At 58.1% G+C, this 19,813-nt stretch carries 22 protein-coding genes and 2 pseudogenes; 2 read left to right on the top strand and 22 right to left on the bottom strand.

Annotation, left to right across the window (positions count from 1 at the left end; all coding sequences use genetic code 11):
• A pseudogene (locus QMZ65_RS24770) lies at positions 1–364 on the top strand (shufflon system plasmid conjugative transfer pilus tip adhesin PilV); the annotation flags it as partial.
• Here QMZ65_RS24770 and pilV read toward each other — a convergent pair.
• From pilV to mobA, 16 genes are all read right to left on the bottom strand, one after another.
• Complete coding sequence (pilV, locus tag QMZ65_RS24765; RefSeq protein ID WP_283216915.1) at positions 365–1,594, bottom strand: shufflon system plasmid conjugative transfer pilus tip adhesin PilV; 1,230 nt, start codon at positions 1,592–1,594, stop codon at positions 365–367. It lies immediately after the preceding pseudogene.
• 12 nt (positions 1,595–1,606) lie between these two features.
• On the bottom strand, positions 1,607–2,545 hold the full coding sequence (locus QMZ65_RS24760; RefSeq protein WP_283216914.1) for an ATPase, T2SS/T4P/T4SS family: 939 nt from the start codon (positions 2,543–2,545) through the stop codon (positions 1,607–1,609).
• A 42-nt stretch (positions 2,546–2,587) separates the two neighbouring features.
• Positions 2,588–3,091, bottom strand: a complete 504-nt coding sequence (locus QMZ65_RS24755) for a type 4 pilus major pilin (protein WP_282997040.1) — start codon at positions 3,089–3,091, stop codon at positions 2,588–2,590.
• Between the two features lie 101 nt (positions 3,092–3,192).
• Positions 3,193–4,260 (bottom strand): type II secretion system F family protein, encoded by a 1,068-nt coding sequence (locus QMZ65_RS24750; protein WP_283216913.1) that lies wholly within the window; start codon positions 4,258–4,260, stop codon positions 3,193–3,195.
• Positions 4,257–5,777, bottom strand: coding sequence for a GspE/PulE family protein (locus QMZ65_RS24745; protein ID WP_283216912.1), 1,521 nt, complete (start codon positions 5,775–5,777; stop codon positions 4,257–4,259). Before QMZ65_RS24745 ends, QMZ65_RS24750 begins: the two co-directional genes overlap by 4 nt.
• A 10-nt stretch (positions 5,778–5,787) precedes the next feature.
• Positions 5,788–6,213: a type IV pilus biogenesis protein PilP gene (gene pilP / locus QMZ65_RS24740; RefSeq protein ID WP_283216911.1), complete on the bottom strand. Its 426-nt coding sequence runs from the start codon at positions 6,211–6,213 to the stop codon at positions 5,788–5,790.
• Positions 6,200–7,555, bottom strand: a complete 1,356-nt coding sequence (gene pilO2, locus QMZ65_RS24735; RefSeq protein ID WP_283216910.1) for a type 4b pilus protein PilO2 — start codon at positions 7,553–7,555, stop codon at positions 6,200–6,202. Before pilO2 ends, pilP begins: the two co-directional genes overlap by 14 nt.
• A 5-nt stretch (positions 7,556–7,560) precedes the next feature.
• A complete protein-coding gene (gene pilN / locus QMZ65_RS24730; RefSeq protein ID WP_283216909.1) occupies positions 7,561–9,270 on the bottom strand; it encodes a PilN family type IVB pilus formation outer membrane protein in 1,710 nt (569 codons plus the stop codon).
• A 124-nt stretch (positions 9,271–9,394) separates the two neighbouring features.
• Positions 9,395–9,775 (bottom strand): hypothetical protein, encoded by a 381-nt coding sequence (locus QMZ65_RS24725; protein ID WP_283216908.1) that lies wholly within the window; start codon positions 9,773–9,775, stop codon positions 9,395–9,397.
• A gap of 74 nt (positions 9,776–9,849) precedes the next feature.
• Positions 9,850–10,908, bottom strand: a complete 1,059-nt coding sequence (locus QMZ65_RS24720) for a TcpQ domain-containing protein (RefSeq protein ID WP_283216907.1) — start codon at positions 10,906–10,908, stop codon at positions 9,850–9,852.
• Between the two features lie 332 nt (positions 10,909–11,240).
• A complete protein-coding gene (locus tag QMZ65_RS24715; RefSeq protein WP_283216906.1) occupies positions 11,241–11,849 on the bottom strand; it encodes a hypothetical protein in 609 nt (202 codons plus the stop codon).
• A 41-nt stretch (positions 11,850–11,890) separates the two neighbouring features.
• Positions 11,891–12,274, bottom strand: a complete 384-nt coding sequence (locus QMZ65_RS24710; RefSeq protein WP_283216905.1) for an HNH endonuclease — start codon at positions 12,272–12,274, stop codon at positions 11,891–11,893.
• A 736-nt stretch (positions 12,275–13,010) separates the two neighbouring features.
• Positions 13,011–13,217 (bottom strand): TraY domain-containing protein, encoded by a 207-nt coding sequence (locus QMZ65_RS24705; RefSeq protein WP_024082722.1) that lies wholly within the window; start codon positions 13,215–13,217, stop codon positions 13,011–13,013.
• A gap of 246 nt (positions 13,218–13,463) precedes the next feature.
• Entirely contained in the window at positions 13,464–14,000 is a 537-nt protein-coding gene (locus tag QMZ65_RS24700; RefSeq protein WP_283216904.1) for a helix-turn-helix transcriptional regulator, read from the bottom strand.
• A 110-nt stretch (positions 14,001–14,110) separates the two neighbouring features.
• Positions 14,111–16,072 carry a TraI/MobA(P) family conjugative relaxase gene (traI, locus tag QMZ65_RS24695; protein ID WP_283216903.1) on the bottom strand — a complete coding sequence of 654 codons (1,962 nt, stop codon included), beginning with the start codon at positions 16,070–16,072 and terminating at the stop codon, positions 14,111–14,113.
• The gene (mobA, locus tag QMZ65_RS24690) at positions 16,072–16,413 is read right to left on the bottom strand and encodes a plasmid mobilization protein MobA (protein ID WP_283216902.1); all 342 of its coding nucleotides are present in this window, start codon (positions 16,411–16,413) and stop codon (positions 16,072–16,074) included. Before mobA ends, traI begins: the two co-directional genes overlap by 1 nt.
• Before the next feature lie 243 nt (positions 16,414–16,656).
• Here mobA and QMZ65_RS24685 point away from each other — a divergent pair, with 243 nt between their 5' ends.
• Positions 16,657–16,980 (top strand): hypothetical protein, encoded by a 324-nt coding sequence (locus QMZ65_RS24685; protein WP_283216901.1) that lies wholly within the window; start codon positions 16,657–16,659, stop codon positions 16,978–16,980.
• Between the two features lie 97 nt (positions 16,981–17,077).
• On the opposite strand, the gene QMZ65_RS25425 is transcribed toward QMZ65_RS24685, so the two are convergent.
• The 6 genes and pseudogenes from QMZ65_RS25425 to QMZ65_RS25295 all read right to left on the bottom strand — a co-directional run.
• Positions 17,078–17,368, bottom strand: a complete 291-nt coding sequence (locus QMZ65_RS25425; RefSeq protein ID WP_502921547.1) for a DUF5983 family protein — start codon at positions 17,366–17,368, stop codon at positions 17,078–17,080.
• A 110-nt stretch (positions 17,369–17,478) separates the two neighbouring features.
• Positions 17,479–17,889 (bottom strand): hypothetical protein, encoded by a 411-nt coding sequence (locus tag QMZ65_RS24680; protein WP_283216900.1) that lies wholly within the window; start codon positions 17,887–17,889, stop codon positions 17,479–17,481.
• A gap of 11 nt (positions 17,890–17,900) precedes the next feature.
• Entirely contained in the window at positions 17,901–18,248 is a 348-nt protein-coding gene (locus QMZ65_RS24675) for a hypothetical protein (RefSeq protein WP_283216899.1), read from the bottom strand.
• A gap of 87 nt (positions 18,249–18,335) precedes the next feature.
• Positions 18,336–18,908, bottom strand: a complete 573-nt coding sequence (locus QMZ65_RS24670) for a hypothetical protein (protein ID WP_283216898.1) — start codon at positions 18,906–18,908, stop codon at positions 18,336–18,338.
• Positions 18,905–19,054 carry a hypothetical protein gene (locus QMZ65_RS24665; protein WP_024082714.1) on the bottom strand — a complete coding sequence of 50 codons (150 nt, stop codon included), beginning with the start codon at positions 19,052–19,054 and terminating at the stop codon, positions 18,905–18,907. Before QMZ65_RS24665 ends, QMZ65_RS24670 begins: the two co-directional genes overlap by 4 nt.
• A gap of 372 nt (positions 19,055–19,426) precedes the next feature.
• Positions 19,427–19,678, bottom strand: a pseudogene (locus QMZ65_RS25295) (DUF905 family protein); the annotation flags it as partial.
• Positions 19,679–19,813: the final 135 nt, after the last annotated feature.

The raw sequence follows: 19,813 nt of genomic DNA, 5'->3' as shown, positions 1-19,813 counted from the left end.
CTGCCAATCCGGTGTGTGGAACGGTCCGAAAAACAACGGCCGTTATGCATGGGTTGGCAGTTTTACTTCACAGTACAACGGGTATAACTCAGGTAACGCAACCATCACCGTTTATGCCGTGGGCGGCAATTCAATCGTATACAAGGATCTCGGTGATGGGCAGGGCTGCACGAACACCTGGGCGCTCAGTGCTTCTGCAGGCGGCGTAGGCGCAGCGTCTGCTTCTGACAACAATCCGGCCTGGTCTAAATCAGGTACGATTTCATTTCAGGTTCCAGCCAATACCAGCTATTCGATCGTGTCGAACCCTCTACCAAGCGAGGGATGCTCACCGGGTGCTTTCACCGTATATACATACCAGTGACTATCTATGTGCACAGATAGCATAGGCAGTGACGGTTGTATTGGGGCACGCAGCCGCCCATCCATTACCAGTTGGCTGGCTCCATTTCAGGCGCTCATCAGAGCCGGAATTACAACCGGCACCGCCGCCAACGAGTATCTCGTCCGAGGCGCAGTCAACGGCAACTGTTTTGGAGGCTGCCGCCGATCTGATTTGCGTTGTAGGCGATGAGGACGTTTGCTTCCACACACCGGATTGGCAGGAAAGTATTGCGCCAGCGCTGTCGCGGCTTACAGAGCCCCAGGTATCGCAGGATGTGCCGGCAGTGTTAACCTGCTGCAGCTTGATAATGCCGCCGATAATCGCATCGTGACTGGCGCGCAGGGTACCATTCGCGGTGACATCACTGCCTGCGGTAATACTGCCTGTAGCCGACATACTGCCTCTGGCAGTCACGTTACCTGATGCTGCAATACTGCTGCTGGAGGTGATATTCCCGTTCGCGTTAATGGTCCCGTTCGACTGTATGCTCTGCGTCGCGGTCAGGCGCGCGGTATTCACGTCAGCAGAGGCGTTCAGCGTCTGGGTACCGATGGTTTTAGCGCTGCTGATGTCGTTGCTACCCATGTTCAGCGTGGTGCCCATGGTATTGAGCTCGGGATGCCCTGCCACGCTGTGACGGTACAGATAGTCGTTAACCAGCGCGCCGTTGGAGTAGAAGCCGGCAATCACTACGCTGCCGTCGCCCGGGTTATAACCGCCAAACGCGGACAGGTTTTCCTGCCAGCTCCCCATCGCCCCTTTGGCCACGCCGTTCTCAATGTAGCCGCCTTCTGCGCCGATATGATTCGCCAGCTTGCGAGCGTCGCTCAGAGACAGCGCTGAGCCACCGGTGAGGAACGTCATGGTATGGAATTTGTTCGTAGCCGGCTGAAAAATCAGCGTGCGATAGGTTGCCGTGTAGGCATTGGTAGGGGCGTATCCGTCAGGCAGATAACCCGCCGTGATGAGCATCGGCACGGTCAGCGTATAGCCCGCTGAGGCGCTGCTGCCGGCGGCGATGGTGGCCTGCTGATCGGCAATGTAGCGGTTAACTGCCTTCTGTACCGTCATGGCCTGTCCGGCCGCCACGTTCATCCGGTACTCTTCCGCTGCCCACAGGGCAAGCGGTATCAGCAGCGTCACCACAATGGCGGCCACTACCCCGTATGCCACCGTCGCATCGGTGATCTGCGCAATGCCCCGCTTCATCTTGTTCACGGTTTAGTCCTTAAAGTCATAGGAAATGGAATCAAACTGATCGTCAAAGTTGAACTGGCCGGCGGCAATCTTGGACCTGATGGTGGCGGCGGAACTGGCATGCCGCAGGTTAAAGCCGCTGATGTCCACCTGACGCCTGTTGCTGGCAGGGTTCAGGCGCATCTTCTGGTGCGCCAGAACGTATAGGGTACTGGCCACGTTCGCCCGCGCATTCGGGCTGACTTCTTCACAAAACATCACGTAACGCTCCAGCGCTTCCTTCAGCGTCGCACCGTGGATGGTCGACACCACAAACATGCTGAGTGAGGCTTTCAGCACTTCGTGCGCCGTGGCGCCGTCGCGGATCTCACCGAGCAGAAACGCTGACGCACCCATGCGGTAGGCCTTGCGCGTCGCGCTGGCATAGCCTTCGTTTTCACCCACCTCCAGCTGGATACAGCGCCCGTCGCCGTGACGCCCCTGCAGCAGCGTTTCGGCGGGGTCCTCAATAGAAACGCCGAGGTGCCCGGTCACCGCAATCCGGTGGCTCAGGGTGGCGGCCGCGGTCGTGGTTTTACCCGCGCCCATTTCGCCGGCAATCAGCACCAGCCCGGTGGCGTTCGGATGTTCCACGGATTTGCGCAGCGGCGTACTGAGCGGAATATCCATAAAGTCGAACAGGCTGGCCGGGGTCTGTCGCAGGACCATACTGGTCCGCCCCATCAGATCGCGAGAAAGCGTGACGCGATAAAGGCGTCCGTCATAAAAGCAGGAGAACTCATTGCGCCCCGTTTCCTGATGTCGTTGCTCACAAAGCGTGCGCAGCGCCTGCGCATCGGCGCTCAGCGCATCCGGTACGGGTATCAGTAAGCGGGAGGCGCCAACCAGTCCTTTAATTTCGGCGTAGTCTTCACCGAGGTAGAGATCGATAAAATCGCTATCTCTGAGCACTGTGGCGGTCATAGTCAGTCCGGATTAGAGCCGCCGCAGAGCGGCGGCAGGTCGTTAAGACTTGGTGGTAAAGGTCAGCGTGTTATCACCGTCCACGCATGCGGCTGCAGCGTTGGCGGCGGTGACTTCGGCGGTGAACGTCGTGTTATTGATTTTGGTGGAGGAGAGGTCAGCGGTGCCGATGCTGCGCGCAACCTTCACGCAGTCACGCTGCGGCAGGCCCGCGTCGGTCACGATGAAGCCCACGCCGTTGCCTTTAACCGTCAGCTGTCCACCCGATTTGTTGTAAATCAGGTTGTTGGTGATGGTGTAGCTTTTTGAAATGCTCCCGCCTTTCACCAGCGCCGGCACGTAATCATCGGTGCCGTAGCCGCTGGATGATCGGAGGTTGCGCGTTTCGTTCATGACCGTGGTCACGAGCGTGACCTCGCTCGTGCTGTTTACGTAGAAATAGGCCAGCGCCCCGGCGGCCACCACCAGGCCGATAACCACGATCATGATGCCAAGCGAACTGATGGAGTCAGTAATGTTCGCAATACCCTTTTTTAACGTCTTCATTTCATCACCTTTAAGGAGACATACGGATGGACGCCGCGCGGCAAAGGCCGCACGACAGTTTCGGAAAGTTAACGGGACAGAGAAGCGGACCGGCGGTCCGCTCAGTTGAAGAAAAAGGCTTTCTGGATGAGGCCGAACATGATGAGCATCAGCGCGGCCACCATCACCCCGCACAGCAGCAGGCTGACGATGCGCATGCGGTCACCGGTGCGCTCAACACTGCTGACGGTGCTTTCAAGCCAGGTGTCGGCAAAACGCTTGAGCGACCCTTCGCTGTTTTTGGTTTCAAACAGGCTCTGCAGCTTGATGATGGCCCGCTCACCGGGAAAGCCGTATTCGGTGGCGTCCAGCGCCTGGCCGAGGTTCTCTTCGCCCGCAGAGATGGCGTGCTCCAGTGCGTCAAGCCGCTCATAGAGCCATGCTGAACGGGTCGAGTCTTTCATGCTGGCTATGGCACGCTCCATCGGGATGCCCGCCGCGTCCATGGCGTTGACGTTCATGATAAAAGCCGCGCCGTGGATGCGCTGGTAAACGGACCAGGGCGGAAAGCGATCCAGAAAAAAGCGCAGCCGCCCGGTCAGGCGCGGCAGCGACCAGACAACGGCCGTCACGAAGCCCCCGGTCGCGAGCAACAGCGCCCACCACCAGTCCCTGATCAGCAGGTAAAAGTAGTAAACCGCCGTCTGCATGCTGTTCCACTGGCTGAGCGGAACCGCCTGCAGAATGACCGGTACCAGCATCATGCAGAACAGCACGATGACGCTCACGCTCAGCAGTGTCAGGTAGGTGGTCATCCCGACCGTGGTTTTCACCGCGCTGCTCAGACGCCCGGTCCCCTTTGCGATACTGATGGCATTCAGAAAACCGTCTTCCGGGCTGCCGGCCAGATCGCACGACTCAATAATGCTGAGCTCCTGGTCCGGTATCCACTCGCGCAGCGAGTCGCCGAGCCCAAACCCGCCGCCGAGGTTCTCGGCGCATTCGGTCAGTATCTGCGCCACGGCGTCGCCGGGATTTTTCCCGCGCCGGCTGTAGTTATCGATGAGCTTCTGATAGGTTTCCTTCGCAGAGCGTCCGTCCAGCAGGTACTGGCGGAAGTCGTCATAGATTTCAATGCGGTCCTGCGCACTGAACGTGGCCTGATAGAGCGCGCGCGTGAATCGGTTCACAGGTCTTCCCCCGCCTTCAGCCGGGTGTCCCGGTCAAGGTTGATGATGCGCCGATGTGTCCACACCGGGTCTGCCACGCCGCTGTTAATCAGCCGCAGCAGGTTCTGACAGAGCGTGATGCCCCCGCGGTTAATCCAGTCCAGGTAAGCGGCCATTTTGCCCCGTTCGCTGTAAAGGCGCATGTAGCGGTTATCCGTCTCAGTGACCTCAAATATTCCGGTGCGCCCGTGGATCCCTGACTCGCCGCAGTGGCTGCAGCCTCCCGGATTGCGCAGATACACGCCAGAGATATCCGCGTGCGTCTCCACCATGTCCACCATCACCGGGCTGACGCTCTCGCGCCCTTTGTGCCAGGGGATTTTGCAGTGGCTGCAGAGCAGCGGAACCAGCCGGAGACCAACCAGCCCGGACACGATGGTCGGGTCAAACAGCAGATCCTCGTCTACCCCAAAGCGTCGCAGGCGCTGCGGGATGTCTGCCGGAGAGTTGGTGTGAATGGTTGTCAGTACAGGGGCACCGGTCTGAATGGCCTCAATGACGCCATTGGCCGTACCCGCGTCACGCACCTCACCGTTGTAGATACGGTCCGGGTCCATACGCAGCAGGTTTCTGATGGCGTCGGCAAAGCTCTGCATGCCCAGCGGCGTCTGAAAGACGCCCTCAATCGGCGATTCGATGGGGTCTTCCACCGACATGATGTTTTCACCCGGGTCTTCACGGGCCAGAAACTCTGCGGAAACCTGACAGACCGTCGACTTACCGTGTCCGGTGGGTCCGCTGAAGAAGGTGCCGCCGGACCCATTCAGCAGCCGGCGCAGCGTGGTCTCTTCTGCCGGCGTCAGCCCCAGCTGCTCAAAGTGCAGGCTCTGCTTGCGGCGGCTGACGAGGCGCAGCGCAACGGCCAGACGCCCCTGCCCGCCCGGACGGCTGGCAAAGCGGATAGTGCTGAGCCCGTAGCCGTTCACGAACTCTTCGCGCACGCGGGCGTCGCAGGACTCGGTAAAGCTCAGCGTGGTTTTGCTGTGCTCCTCGCACATGGAGTTGTACAGGGCATTCACCAGGCGGGTGCCCCACTCCGCGGACTCGGTCCGTATCCTGCGCAGGTTGCCGTCAATGCGGTAGAGCACGCGGGTAAACTTGTGCTCGATGCGGATATGGATATCGGATCCGCGCATTTTCGTGGCTTCGGCGACCAGGGTGAGGTTCAGGTTCTGAAAGTCGCTGGTTCCCTCCACGCTGTCGCGGCCGCCGTCGCTGAACTGCTGGGTTATTTTTTCCAGCTCCTCGCGGTCACACCAGGTCACACCCGTTTCAAGGCCCTGGCTGCGCAGCTGCTCTTTCAGCTCATAAAACTCCGTGTTGCCGCCCAGCTCGCTCAGCACATACAGGCAGTGATACTGGTTCTGATCGTCGCGGATAAGCCGCAGGCTGTCCCGCAGCGTAGCGGAATACGCGCGGGCGCCGGGAGGCGGTGCCAGCGGCAGCAGGGTGTGCGTTTTTTCACTCAGGTTCATCATGACGTCTGCCTCAGTTAAGGGTGAAGACGTGACCGTCAAGCTGGCGCTTAATCACCACGCCGCGCATTGAGACGGACACCACGGTATAGCCGCCGTTCACGCTGTCGCCCGGACGCACCTGCGTGCTGCTGCCGTCCCGGAAGCTGAGCGTGGCCACCGACCCCGCGACCTTTTCAAGCGCCGGTAGCGTGCTGGCCGATGCGGTTGCTGCCGGCGTGCCCGGAGGGCCGCCGGGCACCGCGGGGGCAGTGACCGGCACGGCAACGGTGTCAGCCTGCCCCGCCGCCATTTTTGCCTTGTTGTAGGCGGCCTGCGCGTCGTAAAACACGCGGCCGCTCTGGAGACGGTCAATATCGCCTACCGTTCTGACGTCCGCTTCCGCATGCGCCAAACCGCAGACCAGCAGCATCAGCGCTGCATACTTAACGTTTTCCATAGAGCGATCCTGAGATTTTGTAACGGATTGAACCGTCGGAGGTGTTGATGCCCACCGTGACCTGCGAGAGGCGGATGCCGGTGAAGCCGGCGCCGGCAAAGATGTCGCGCGGCGGGACGTCGGTTTCTGCAGAGAACTGGTACTCCTGCCATTGCTGCAGCGGCAGATCTTCCCCTTCGCTGTTCTGCTTCACGTCTTTAATTGGCACCGCCGACACGGCCAGATCGATGTTCAGCGACTGGAACCGGGAGATGAACTGCATCAGCCTCTCATCAGCCGGCACCATAGGGTCATCCCCTTCCGGCTTCTGAGTCTGCGGCAGCGTGAATGACGTCTGGCTGCTGTCGGCAAAGCTGAACACAGGCGCGACGCCGAACAGCTTCTTCACCGCGGCAACGTAGTCAGCCGTGGTGGCCGCTGAATTGGTTCGCCGGATGGACTGCACGCTGACGTCGCCCTGTGAACAGACCACCGTAACGGTCATCCAGCCCGCTATTGAGAGCGGCACGCGGTCCAGCACCTGCTGACACTGTCCGACAAAGGAGCCCACCGAAGGCTGCTCCGTCCACGGGTGACGGAAGCTGTCCAGTGCCGCCTTGTAGCGCGCCTGCTTGTTGAGCTCTGCCTGCCGGGCCATCTCACGCTGCAGCGCGACGCGGGCGGCGGCTTCACGTTCGCCCTCCACGTGCAGCCAGAAAGCCAGCCCGGCCAGCGCCAGCGCGGTCACCGCTGCGGCCGCCATCAGCTGCCCCCGCGTCATGCCCCACGTCAGCGGCCGCAGGCGGAACTCTTTGCTGAGGTTTTTTGACGCCAGCACGGTTTCCAGGTAGAGCGGCGCGGTGACGCCATCAACCTCCGGGTCGCCGTAAACCGGCACCTCCAGATTGCCCTTACTGCCCCGCAGCTCGTCGCGCAGGTCAATAAGCTTCTGGCGCAGCTGGTCCGCCGCATAGACCTTGTCGGACCAGACGTGGATCCCGCCGCGTTCGGTTTTACCGACCAGCGTGTACTGAGTAATGCCTTCCGGGCTTTCACCCAGCGGCACCACGGCAATACAGCAGCCTTCCAGCAGCGAAGCCAGCGCCACCGTCAGCGAGTAGGTGCCACGCAGGCGAAGCCGCGTTCTGGGTGCGAACCCGGCCTGAATGCTGTCACTGCGCCTGACGGCCACGAGATCCAGCCCCTGCTCTTTGCCGACGCGGCGTATCTCCTTCATGGGATTGCGCTGGGCGCGGATAGTCTGCCAGGTCAGTCCAATCACAAAGCGCCGCTGATTGATGGTCAGCACGCGGATATCACCAGGATCCTCAGCGGGTATCGGTTTTTTTTTGTTTCTCTTCATGGCGGTCACCGTAAGTAAGGCGTCACGGTAATGACGAACGACTGGCGGGTCTTGTCCCCGGAGCGCTGCCCGCCGATGACCTGATTGTCCGGCGACAGCTGCCCCTGACGGTTTGATGTGGCCACGTTCTGCTCCAGCCCGCTGATAACCACGGTCTGGCCGGGTTTCAACCAGACGCGCTGCGGAACCGAGCGCGAATCCACTTCCGGTGCTTCCAGCTTCTCGGTGTCAGAGCTGATTTCTCGCAGCTGGATGAGGCTGGAGATGTTCAGGAACATGTTCAGCATCATGCGGTCGCCACCGTCGAGAATTTTCGGGAAGATCGTGATGTTGGTACCGGTGGTGACAGAGCCGGGGGTGAGCGTCTGCGATGGCAGCGTTGTGCTGCCCGATGAATACACCGTCGTGGACACGCTCTTGAGGTAAGCAATCTGACGTCCCACCACCACCGAGGCGGATGCCATGTTAGTGGTCATCAGCGGGATCGTGCGCACGTCAGCCACCCGCGCCTGCTTGGAGAGGGCGTCAAACAGGAACGAAGAACCCGCAAACTGCCGCGCCGCGCCGGTCGCCGTGTCCAGCACCGAAAAGCTCAGCGAGCCCGCATCGGCTACGGTCCCGGACGGGCCCGCCAGGTTAATGCCGTACTTGCCCGCCAGCGTTTTATAGATGACGTTCCAGTCAATGCCGAGAGCGTCGCTCGTTTCGGTATTCACGGTGTAAATCACCACCTTCAGGTTGACCTGCCGGCTCAGCGCTTTGTTTTCGGAGGTCAGATAGTCGCCGATACGGCGGACCACCTCCGGCACGTCGGTGACGACAACGGTCCCGGTCGTTTTGTTCATGTCCAGACGTCCCACGCCCGGTGTCAGCATGCTTTCTGCCGTGGATTTCAGGTCGTCGTAGAGGTTATTGGCCATGGAGACGTCTGACTTCAGGCTGGTACCGCTTTCGCCCGACACGCCGCCGCTGGAGCTGGAGCCGGAGCTGCCGGAACCCGAGCCGCTGTCCGAGCTGCTGCTGTTCGACACGCCGCTCATCACGGAGCCGGTGAGCGTGTATTTCGCATCTGACGGCTCGATATCGAAGCGCGCCGTCTGCAGATAGAAAAACGTCACCATGCCGTCTTCGAATTTCCAGGAAATACCGAGGCGGGCGGTCACGATATCCAGCAGGCCACCGAGGTTGCCGGTGTAGGTCACGCCTGAAAATGTGCGCGAGGTGCCGCCTGCCGGTGCCGCTGCGCTGGCCGTGGTGCCCGTGCCGAACGAGTCCAGCGGACGCATGTCGCCGGCGGTCGGAAGCGCGGGCGACGGCACGCTGGTCAGACGCTGAGTCGGCGAGCCGGTCTGTCCCCCGCCTCCGCCCAGCACGGCCGCTGCATCCGGCGTGACGCGCGTGCGGATGTGGCAGACCGTTGCGATGTCCTGGCTGAACTGCCAGATATCCTGAGGTTTAATGGCCCGGTAAGGCATGTTGCAGTTCACCACCTCGCGGGGCGCGTTGTACTTCGCGACCGGCAGCGGCACGGGGCTGACGTACTGGCTGTTCTGAAACTGCACCACCGGACGGTTTTCAGCGGCCTGCCGGATGAGAGCAGAGGCGTCATCAGCGGTATTTCCAGCCGAACGGTGGACATCGTTAATGCGCTCCAGGGCGCAGCCCTGCAGCAGCGTGCTGCAAATCAGCACGCCGATCGTGGATTTTCTAAACATGGTTATTCCTGTTGCAGATGACGGTCAGGATCGGCGCCAGGCGGCAGCAGGAGACCCTGATGGGTTAGGTGCAGAAAAGGCACGTCACGACGTGACGCTTTGCCGTACTAAGGGCGCCGGGCCTTTAACATGAAGCGGCAGCGATAGCAGACCGCGTGCCTCTGAAGGTGGAAAGCAGCTGTACGTTGAGGTAGACCGCACGTTCGCGGCGGGTAAAACGGTCGTCAAAGATAACCGGGTGGTAGGTCACGCACGCATCCGGCAGGCTGAGGATAACCGTGAGGTCGATAAGGTCGTTATCCCTGACGTCGATTTCCACAAAAAGCTCACCGGTCTCTTCCTCCTGTGCGTCAGCCCTCTCCATTTCCCAGAGCCACGTCACTCTGCTGAGCTCGGAAAGCAGATATCCGCCGCAGTAAGCGCCATGCTTTGAGAAGAACAGGCGCAGCGCGCGCGTCAGCGGATCGTCATTGCTTTGCTCACCGATGTCGGCAAGCAGCGTCATGATGAGCCGTATAAACGCCCTGCGTGAGGTGAATGCCTCCGCGCTCAGGGGGGAATGAGGTGTCTGCCTGATCATCAGCGCGTCTCCTTATCCATCGGGTTTGAGGCCGCTGAAGCCGTTCCCGGTGGCGTGTCGCTGATAACAACCAGACACTGCTGGCGGTAGCCGCTGACAAACAGAGGAACCTGTGCGGAATGCCAGAGGGTAAACAGCTGCGCCGTCGCATCCTCAAAGTTAGCGGCATGGAACGTCAGGGTGTAATCAATGGGGTAGTTCGTCCCCGTGTCCCAGCGGACCGTCCACTTCGGCTTATCCGACGCACAGACTTCCTGTGACACCCACTGCTCATAGCCCTGTCGCAGGGTGGTGCCCCGCTCAATTTTCCAGATGCGCAGCGGCGGAGGAGCCTTCACCGTCTTAACCGGGATGACCGGCACCCCGCTTCCCGCAGCCGCATGGTTTCCGCCGAACGGGTTACGTCCGGTGGAACCCGGCGCCTCGCTTTTAACGTTGCCGGCGGACGTCGTTTTCACAGAGGACGCAGCCGGTAGCAGAGGCACGGCAGGCTTCCCTGCACCCTGCAATGCCTGAGCATGCTGCGCAGGCACGACGGTGACAGTGTGGGTCTTGTCGTTCAGGGTGGCTTTGAGACCGCGCGCCGACAGCATCTTGTCGGCGACGTACTGCCAGCGATCGTTGCCCGTCCAGCGCCACAGCTCCGGCGCGTCGGCGGAAACGGCCTTATCAAACACCACGGTCTGCCCGGGCGGCACAATTTTACGCAGGGCTGCGCGCAGCGTGGGGGCCGCGCCGTCCTGCCGGATAAAGCCGTCGGCCGGTCCGGCACCCGGCGCGGAGGCCGGAGGGGAAGACGCGGACTTCACCGTCAGCGCGGAAGCGCCGGTGGTGCCCGGCGTTAGTGGTCGGACGGGTTTAGCGGCGGGCGCAAGCGGACGCTGCGCAGAGGGCCCGGTCTGATGCACCCGGTACTGCATGGCGCTGATGTCGGCCGCGCTGCGCGATAGCATGCTGTCCACCACGCTGCCCGAAGGCGGCCCGATGTAAACCGCAGGCTGCGCGCAGCCGGTCAGCAGCAGGACCGGTATCAGCCCTGCCCGTTCGGTAAATGACATAGAAAGAACTCCGGATAACTCAGGGCTGCACCGTCTCTGCGGCGGCCGGAGCCGGACCGGCAAAAACCGTGCGGGAAGGCAGGCGAACCTGCCGGTCTGAAGCGAAGTTGCAGCGCCGGGTGCCTCCCGGTGCTCTGGCCAGACTGACAGACGCCAGAGCGGCATGACTTAGACTTGTCGCATCGCATTAATGAGTAATAAGACGATGTCAGTCTGACCGCGTGCGCTGGCCGCAGGTCCGCCACAACGAAAAGCGCACTGACCGGTCAGGGTAAGTGCGCTTTGCGTTGAGACAGTTCGGATTGAGGATGCCCGACGGGAACGGGCTGACGTCAGGCAGAAAACCGTGCGCCGATTAGCCACACGAGCCAGCCGTCCCGGACCGGGTGCACGGCGACGACGGTATCGCCGTCTCTCAGCATCACTCGCCCGCTTTCGCGGGTTTCATCCACGGTAGCACCACTGTCTGCATACGGAAGCCGGGCGCTGAGGCTGAACTTCACCACCCGCGACGCAAGCCGACGGGTCCCGGGCCCTGCGGTCAGCGTCGCGCTGAACGAGCCGGACGCATTCGACAGCGCGACCGGAAGCGGCTCGCCCGCTGTTGTGCTGCCGGCAACGCGGCCAATGAGCTGGCTGCGGCTGTCGCTGTCAAGGCGCTGTGCAATACCGTCAGCCGCCGCAGCGGTCACGATTTCCGTACTGTCAGAACTCAGTGACTCCGGCGAAGTGTGCCGTGATACCTGAAGGAGGCCTCCCAGCTCACGCTTGTCGGCACTGATATGCCAGAGGCTGAAAGTAAATTCCCCGCAGCCGTAACAGGCCATCGCGCCGTAAGCCAGCGGCAGGTCTTTTTTCTCCTGATAGCTGCAGGAGGTCATAGCCAGAGGACAGACGAGCGCCAGCAAAAGCCCGGCGCGCGGCAAAAAGGAATGGTGCATAAAGTGTTTTCCCGGACGGATTGAACGGAAATGACCCGCCGTCAGGCGGCGGATGCGGTGTTCTGCGATGTGATCAGAGTCGGAGCGGACGTAACAGCAGGGAATGACGCGCATTGCTCAAACCAGAACACAACAGGTTCGGCTTTGACGTGACAGAGTCCGAAACGCAGAGCCGTGCGAAAATTAGCGCTGTGACGCTGAGCCCGCTCAACCTGCTCGGCAAGCAGCGTGCGAAAGGCTTCCGGCGAGGCATTGCCCTTGGCGGTGCGGCATTCCTTACACACTGGCGCAATGCCACCCTGCACATAGTCCTCGCCAATAAATTCTGCGTGCCACTCGCGGGCAGGCAGCTTGCTGCCGCAGAAGGCGCAGCGCCCTCTGAACTGCTCACGCAGCGCTTCCCGTTTTCGTTTTGTAAGATTCATGTTATCCCCTGATTGTCCTCTGAATACGTCCCGCATCTCACAGATGCCTGTTATGTAATATCAGTTCGGCCAGAACCGCACCGGGCTGACCCACTCAGCGTGAGTGGGCCCGCACAGACTGCTCTGCGTCATCTTTGCGTATGTGGCGTATTACGGCAGGGAAACCCGTTCGCGCCTTCAGTTGACTGAAGGGCTAATCATCACCAGTTGCAGGGGGCCCGACGGATCGCCCCGGGGCCTGCAGTGGCTACGTCGAACTGATTCGCAGGGAGAATAAATATGAAACTGGTTAACAACCCGTTCGCTGCTGCGCGTATGCGCAACGCTAATACACTCCGGAAACTGAATTTCCGGAAACCGGCACCGCGAATCCCGCAGGTGAATCCAGAAGAGGTGTATCGAACTGATTCGTTGGGATATGGACGTACTACCCGACATTCCGACTTTGAGTTGTGCCCGTCAGTGAAATAAGCGACCTGAAATGCCTGCCTCAGTCGTTTATAACCTGCCCCATAATTCTGTGGGTTCCCCTGATGTGATTCTGGCCATGACATAGCCTCCGGACGTCTTCCGCGCACCAACGCTGCATGCCGGCAAGAGAGGACCTTGAGATCAGGGTTTCGGACACATTGTTAAAGAGCGGAGGCGGTTTTCAGGCAAAAAGAAGCCCTGCGCGGATGCGCATAATTCATCAGAAATGAGTGCCGGCAATTAATGTGCCGGCTCAGATTATCTATTAGTCTTTGCTGCCGGTTCCGGCAGGAAAACGTTGCCCTGGTGTGGCAATCGATTCGAACAAATTAAGATGGTCTTCAAGACGAAACAGAGCTTCTGTCACTTTCGCTCGGCCGGATTTCTTGGCCGAAGCGGAAAGCTTCTCGTTAAGTTCCGTAGACATGTACAGCATGATTGCGATGCCTTTGTGGTTTTTGGGGGCTGCCATGTCAACTCCGTGTATGCGTTATGTAAGCATTAAGTAAGTGACCGCCATTAAATAGGATTTATCCTGGATTGGAAACTACCTGTGACAGGTAGTAGACATCGGGGGTGAAAACAAAACCACATGTAAAAATGAATTATATCAACTACATAAATCAAAGTCTTTTAGGTAAGCACCCCTTGTGAGGGGTGCTATTGTTTGAAAAAAATTCGTAATTAACTCTAATATTTTTGGTACGAATGAATGAAACTAATCTAAAGCCAAATTAATAAGGAGCTTGCTGAAGATAAATACTCTAAGGGCATTCAAGGAGCAAATCTGCAGTCGGCTGAGAACAGTTTCCATCATTTTCATTATTTCATCAGGAGTCGAGTCGAGTCTTTCAGCAGCTATATCAGCTGGAATGCCTTTAGCAAATTGATAGACACACTTAGCCTGTTTCAGTGAAAGCTCAGGTAGAAGAGAAATGAAATTATCTACCTCGGAGAGATGGGCATTAGATAGCCTGGAGTTGTCTTTTGCGAGATGAGGAAGGGATAACTTAAAACTCAAAAAAACCCTGCTTAGGAAAATCAACCTTAGTGATTGTAGATTACTTATTTCTAAACGCTTACGTGCAGCTTCAAGCGATTTTTTTATGGTTTCAGCAGACACCCCTCGTAGCTCACCGGTCTCTTTATATGTCGCGCCGGCAGAATACAAACAAGTATCGGTGACTTGTAACAGAGTTAGCTCTGGAAAAAGCTTGCACAATTGTGCATATACAATAGGATCCACGGCAGCCATGGCAGCCTCCCTGATAGGTTGTTATGGTTAGCTGGTTGTACAGGCCTCGAACCCTGTGCAATCAGCGACTAAATACTCACGTTTGGCTTATGTCTCTTCTGTTAATCTCCTTATGGTCGTGGTAAATCTCTGTAAACAGGACGCACATTTTCATCGTCCCGGTGTTGAGGTTCAGCCTGTTTCAGTTCCGGCTGAACATCACGATTGCGCAGACTTTCTTCCGTCGCATGTACGCTGGCCATCAGCTTAGGATCGCTCACCTTAAATACACGCCCGTTATCTTTATTGATGTTTCTCACCACTCCCGAGTACAGGACGCGGTTAACGGCCTTTTGTTCGCCGCTCAGAATCGTATTGTCTCCACTGCGCCAGGCAGTCAGCTCAGCCGCAAGGTCATTATTGAAACGATCCGATTTGCTGTCAGGTGCAGGGTAGACTTCAACTCTGTCACCAAAGTCGGTGACGGCGGGTTTACCGTCGCGCAGGTAGCTGACCGTTCCGTCACGCAGCAGTCGCGTCTCATGTTCGCTCGATTTAAACGTTGGCACATCATCACCCGGGCCATAATGAATAACGGCGTTAGGTTCCGGCCACGCATTTCTCTGCTGACGGGTAGCGCGTTTCTCACGGTAAGCCCAGCCACGCATCTGACTGAGTGCAGCCGCATCACCTTTCACCGCTTCACGTTCTACCCATGACTTCCAGCTCAGCGGACGACCTTCCCCGGTCTCTTTGAGAGCCTGACGCTCCTCACGCAGCTGCAGACGCAGTTCGGCCATGGCCTTCATCTTTTCAAATTCAGCCACGCGGTACATCAGCTTGCGCATCAGCGGATCCCTGACGCTTTCGCGGACGTGGGCTTTGGCCACCACGCAGTGCGAGGCAATCTGCCGGAAACGCTCACCTGCGCGCAGGTCTGGTTTTTCCCAGCCACTGCGATACGCGTCATAGCGAGCACGCAGGATATCGCGCGCAATAGCACGGGCTTCTCTGCGTTCACGACGTGCCTCCTGATCGCGAACGTGGAGCTGCGGCATATAGAATTTATCAACGACCAGTATCCCTGCTTCATGATTGTCAGGATCGGATGTAGGAGGTGCCGCTTGATAATTACCCCAGCGCTTAACCATGGACGCATGGCTGATAGCAGGATGTACGTCAGACGCTTTCACGCTGACGCCTTCCGGGTTAAGAAGATCGTAGACCGCGAGCCCACCCTGCTGCTCACGAAGACCGAGTCCGCGCGTGTAAAGCACGTTGTGGACCAGCGGCCAGTCCAGACAATCCTGTTCTGCAAAGTCATTCAGCATCTGACGGGTTTCGCGAACGGCATAGCCATGCAGGCTTTCTTTATCAGAGAAGATTTCACGCTTAGCTGCGCCGCGCGGAGCAGAAGGCATATTGCGACGGGTACGGTGAAGATCACCATACGCGTCCATATGCCAGCTGCCGTTATCGACTTTAAAGCCGAACTCGCGCTCCAGCACGCGGCAGCACTTCTGCAACTCGTCGGCGTCGTTCCACATGTTCTGCGCGCGGAACGTGGTCGGGTGTACGCGATTAGCCGACACGTGACAGTGGATATTATCCGTGTCGCGGTGGATGGCGGCCACGTACTGATGTTCTTCCATACCCAGCTGTTTAAGGCTGTAACGCACGGAGCGGAATACTGCATCGGGTGACGGGTCTTCGTCGCCCTGCCAGGATAGAATAAAGTGATACACCGCATCTTTGCAGTGGCGGTTCTGTGAAGCCGTCAGGTTCATTTCTGACGCGGCGGTATCCAGTGAGAAGCAATTGGTTTCACACAGCACTTCACCGGAGAGCACGCGCTGAATGCCCTTCGGTGAAATGCTGACGATCTCGGTAACAGGTGTTGCACGCTTACGGCCGACGTAATCAACCAGCTGACCAAATCCCGGCGTGGCAACGTATGCAGTTCCCTCAGTATGGGCCGCTTCGTGCGTGACGGCTTCACCCGGTTTTTTTTCCTCGCGCGTGCTCACGTAGCTGACCAGCTTATAAAAGCTGGTCTTCTTATCGCGACGCTTTGGCGGGATAATCACGTTCATCAGTCTTTCATGCCCTCGACCGGCACTGGTGTCATGTCCAGCGCGTTAATAGCGTGCTTGATGCTGGTCAGCACCTCAGAAAACTGGTGGCTCAGCTCGGTTGTCATGTTCGCCTGCATCTGGGTGTACAGGTGTTTCTGCAGGCCACCCAGACGCAGCAGCTCGTTCATCATGCGAATGTCGGTACGCACGGTAATACGGCGGTTAAGTGCCGTACGGCGCAGGTACTCAGAAGTCGTCAGTCCGGCGGCGACGGCTTTCTTGTTGATGGCCTCGTACTCCGCCTCTGTGCAGCGGCACTTGACCAGTTTTTCCCTCTGACGCTTTTCGCTTTTCGACATAACTCAACCTTGGCACATTACCCGGGTCTCGGGGCGGAGCCCTGAGCAGGTCGTTTTGGGAATCACTGCCAGCGTGCTGGCGGTGGTCACAAAACATTTCCTGTCCCGTATTTTAATCAATTGTTCGTATTTTGCCACTTAGCTGCTCAGAAGTAAACCAGCGTCATGTGAGGTGATGGGGGTGGAAATGGTGGTAAAAATCCAGCAAAATCGGGTCTTTACCATTGCTAAGGAAGAAATGAGATGGCGGTACGTAATGTTTTCACACAGGAGCAGCTGGATGAGGCGCGCAGGAATCTGGAAAATCTCCCGGATTTGACACCGCAGCGCATCACCAGAGAGGCGGCGCTGGAAAATCTGAAGGACACTATTCTGGTGCTGGCGAAAGAGAAGGGTTACACGGTTTCGGATATCAAGTCGGCGCTGGATGCCATGGAGTTTCGTTTTAGTGAGAAGGCGATTTCTGCTGTGGTGAACGAGGGAAGTGGAAAGAAAAAACGTGCTCCGCGTAAGGCTGAGGCAGTACAACAGAAAATCACGCCGCAGGACAGTCAGCCTTCATCATGAAAAATTCCGGCAGGTTTAATGCGTACCTGCCGGAATTATTTTTACCAGTTGTGCACGCTAAATCCTTCAAGAAGGTCAGCATCAGCGTCGAAGTGAATCATCGAAGCCTGGCCCTTTCAGACAGAAATGTGACAACGTGACAGAAGTCATCAGACAGCCCTGCCCTCCTGAGTTCCTCAATCGCGTCCGAACTTGCTGAAAGGCGGATCAGAAAACCGTATCGCGTGGGATGTATCCAGTGACAGGCACCCTCTTCACCGCTAAGCCTGGCCGACAGTGCATCCAGAATCTCAGAATCACCCTGCGTCATGTGCGCATTACTGATAACCGCACAGCGACAGATTTCAGGTTCATTTGGCTTACTTTGAACAGCATTTAATGAAGTCATTTGTGCAGACCGTCTTAATGACGGCTCCCGATAGTGTGTGATTTTTAATTTCGCTTGGTTCCGTAAGCAGGCTCGATTTATTGCCCACTCACGGAATGTTATTTTTCTTTTCAGGAGCGCAGAACCGTGAAGCCAATGTCAAAGTCATACACCGCTAACGGGTAGCGAACACCGACGTAAATTTTACGCCCTTCCGGTTCCTCGGTGGGCTCATCAATGACGGTCAGTGCCTGAAACTCATGCCCATGAATGCCCCCCGGGCCGGTGAATACGCCCCAGCGACAGATGTAGTCAGCAAGGTCGTTGAACTGCTCTTGCGTGAGCGGTTTGTCATCCACACTTTCGCTGTTTTCCAGCTTCTTAACCGCATCATAAATTGCGCGTTCTGTGATGTTGTAGATTTGCGTGTATTCCTCATTTGTCAGCGGGCGGCCGAGGCTGAAGGAAACTGAGTCTGCAACCAGATCCGCATAGCCTTCGTGCGAACTGTTCATGCCTTCCGTAATATATGTGATGGTCATATTCATTTCATTCAGTCCCACTGTGCATGTTCATCGGATTCCTCATCGAAGTGCATCCGGGCGGTATTGAGTATGCTTACAAATGTGATGGCACCATCAACCGGCCAGCAGTGCGCGCACAGGTGCATAATGTCCGTCAGAAGATCGGTGACGGCGGTTTCTGCGGGTTCGGTGCTGTCGCCGATCCCCGTCTGCTCCGCGAAACCCAATAGTGCGGATGCCGCCAGGCTGATGCGGCGGGCGTTATCGTTCACCTCTTCAGAATCTTCCGCACGCTGTGACAGCGCCTGTAAGTCAAGGATGGTGAACGTTTCTTCAGAAGGTGAAGCGGTCAGTGAGTTGATGGATTCGGATTTCATTGTGAAGACCTCTGTAATGCTGTGACGCTCAAAACGGGAAGGAAAAACAACGTCATGAGGCCGGTTTTTCTCCGGCCCCTCTGCGCATCAGGCGCAGACTTTGCGGTTATAAATCACCTTTAAATCGGTGTATTCGGAACCCTCACGCAGTGGCTCCAGCCGCACCACGTTCTCCGCCACGCCGTTCATGGTCAGCACGCGCTCGATGCCCGCGTGCCAGTCTTCCTCCTCGTTCAGCGGAAACCAGAGGTTATTATCCATTCCGCTCAGCAGCGGATCGGAGCAGACGTGCACGCCGCGACCGTGTCGGGTATTTTCAGTTACTGTTACGGTCAGTTCGCCGCGCACCTGACGCGTAAATGACGCGCGTACCAGCTGCGTAACCACGTCGTCCCAGCTCCACTCCTTATCATCCGGGACAGGCAGTTCGACGGAGCGCAGGGACTTGCACCCCGCGCGCGCCATGCTCTGCGCCAGCCCTAATACGGAAGGCTCACCGCAGCTCGCGTCCGCGCCGGTAATCCAGTTGCCGTGGTGATAAAACGCTTCGTCGCCGTTATCCAGGCGGATAAAGGTGTATTCGCCCAGCACGCGGATGATGTCGTTCTGCGTCACGGGTGCCAGCGCGAAAGGTAAATTCAGGGGCGTTGCGATGCTCATGGCTGCGCCTCCATCAGGTTGTTGACGGTGGTCATGAACTGCTGCCACAGGGCAAAGGGCATGGCGGGCACGTGCGCCAGCTGGCCATTACGCAGGGCATTTACAAAAGTCAGTGCGTGTGCGACGATTTGCGGGTCAAAAATCATAAAACTCTCCTGAGGATTTGGTTTTGATAAGGCAGCCAGGTGGGACTGGCCGCCGTGAAAGAAGCAGGGGCTACCCTGCTTTTTTTACGCCTGTACGTTACTGCCCTGCTCCAGCTCAGCGGTCAGCCACTGGCTCGCCTTCAGGAATGCTTTTTCCCCCTGAAGCCCGAAGTGCGCCAGCGCGATGCGCCCTGCTTCTTTCCACACTTCTGACTCGTCAGCCGGAAGCATCACCTGATTTTCCGGCACCCGCTGCGCCACGGCCCCGGCCAGGTTGTTCAGGATATGGGCCATAAACTCCCGGCGCTGGGTGAGCGTGATCGCGACGTCATTCAGGTCGGTCAGCGCCGTCAGCTGGCCACGCAGGGACTGGCGCACGCCCTGGCTGTTGATGTACCTGCGCAGCCAGTAGCCCGCATCATGTTCAAAATCAAACGAGCGCCAGATAAGCGCGCCTGACGGCTCGCGCACGACCAGGCGAAAGTGGCTGCCCTGATCGTCCTCAATGAAAACATTGCTGAAAGCGGCCGTGACGTGAGTGGCCTGCTCGCGCGAAAATGCGCCGTCGCCCAGCGCCGCTACGCAGCGCATTTCGGTGGTGGTGCCCGTCTGGGTTGAATTCATGATGTGCTCCTGTCTGAAATTAATGATCCGGCTGACCGCTGCGCGGTGCCTGAAAAACCCTTCTCTGACGCGGGTTTCTTCTTTCCGGTCTGGCCTTTCGCGGCAAAGGGCAAAGGAGCAACGACGAAGTGAGGG

It is taken from the genome of Pantoea sp. EABMAA-21 (assembly GCF_030053335.1).
GTDB lineage: Bacteria > Pseudomonadota > Gammaproteobacteria > Enterobacterales > Enterobacteriaceae > Pantoea > Pantoea communis.
This window is presented reverse-complemented; position numbering and strand designations above follow the sequence as displayed.

Bases quoted from the DNA above. Each gene is read 5' to 3' on its own strand.
- QMZ65_RS24670 (WP_283216898.1), bottom strand. From the start codon at position 18,908: ATGAGCATCGCAACGCCCCTGAATTTACCTTTCGCGCTGGCACCCGTG.
- QMZ65_RS24745 (WP_283216912.1), bottom strand. From the start codon at position 5,777: ATGATGAACCTGAGTGAAAAAACGCACACCCTGCTGCCGCTGGCACCG.
- QMZ65_RS24665 (WP_024082714.1), bottom strand. From the start codon at position 19,054: ATGATTTTTGACCCGCAAATCGTCGCACACGCACTGACTTTTGTAAAT.
- QMZ65_RS24680 (WP_283216900.1), bottom strand. From the start codon at position 17,889: ATGACCATCACATATATTACGGAAGGCATGAACAGTTCGCACGAAGGC.
- QMZ65_RS25425 (WP_502921547.1), bottom strand. From the start codon at position 17,368: ATGACTTCATTAAATGCTGTTCAAAGTAAGCCAAATGAACCTGAAATC.
- pilO2 (WP_283216910.1), bottom strand. From the start codon at position 7,555: ATGAAGAGAAACAAAAAAAAACCGATACCCGCTGAGGATCCTGGTGAT.
- QMZ65_RS24710 (WP_283216905.1), bottom strand. From the start codon at position 12,274: ATGAATCTTACAAAACGAAAACGGGAAGCGCTGCGTGAGCAGTTCAGA.
- QMZ65_RS24715 (WP_283216906.1), bottom strand. From the start codon at position 11,849: ATGCACCATTCCTTTTTGCCGCGCGCCGGGCTTTTGCTGGCGCTCGTC.
- mobA (WP_283216902.1), bottom strand. From the start codon at position 16,413: ATGTCGAAAAGCGAAAAGCGTCAGAGGGAAAAACTGGTCAAGTGCCGC.
- QMZ65_RS24725 (WP_283216908.1), bottom strand. From the start codon at position 9,775: ATGACGCTGCTTGCCGACATCGGTGAGCAAAGCAATGACGATCCGCTG.
- pilP (WP_283216911.1), bottom strand. From the start codon at position 6,213: ATGGAAAACGTTAAGTATGCAGCGCTGATGCTGCTGGTCTGCGGTTTG.
- QMZ65_RS24755 (WP_282997040.1), bottom strand. From the start codon at position 3,091: ATGAAGACGTTAAAAAAGGGTATTGCGAACATTACTGACTCCATCAGT.
- QMZ65_RS24705 (WP_024082722.1), bottom strand. From the start codon at position 13,217: ATGGCAGCCCCCAAAAACCACAAAGGCATCGCAATCATGCTGTACATG.
- QMZ65_RS24685 (WP_283216901.1), top strand. From the start codon at position 16,657: ATGGCGGTACGTAATGTTTTCACACAGGAGCAGCTGGATGAGGCGCGC.
- QMZ65_RS24760 (WP_283216914.1), bottom strand. From the start codon at position 2,545: ATGACCGCCACAGTGCTCAGAGATAGCGATTTTATCGATCTCTACCTC.
- pilN (WP_283216909.1), bottom strand. From the start codon at position 9,270: ATGTTTAGAAAATCCACGATCGGCGTGCTGATTTGCAGCACGCTGCTG.
- QMZ65_RS24675 (WP_283216899.1), bottom strand. From the start codon at position 18,248: ATGAAATCCGAATCCATCAACTCACTGACCGCTTCACCTTCTGAAGAA.
- QMZ65_RS24720 (WP_283216907.1), bottom strand. From the start codon at position 10,908: ATGTCATTTACCGAACGGGCAGGGCTGATACCGGTCCTGCTGCTGACC.
- QMZ65_RS24700 (WP_283216904.1), bottom strand. From the start codon at position 14,000: ATGGCTGCCGTGGATCCTATTGTATATGCACAATTGTGCAAGCTTTTT.
- pilV (WP_283216915.1), bottom strand. From the start codon at position 1,594: ATGAAGCGGGGCATTGCGCAGATCACCGATGCGACGGTGGCATACGGG.
- traI (WP_283216903.1), bottom strand. From the start codon at position 16,072: ATGAACGTGATTATCCCGCCAAAGCGTCGCGATAAGAAGACCAGCTTT.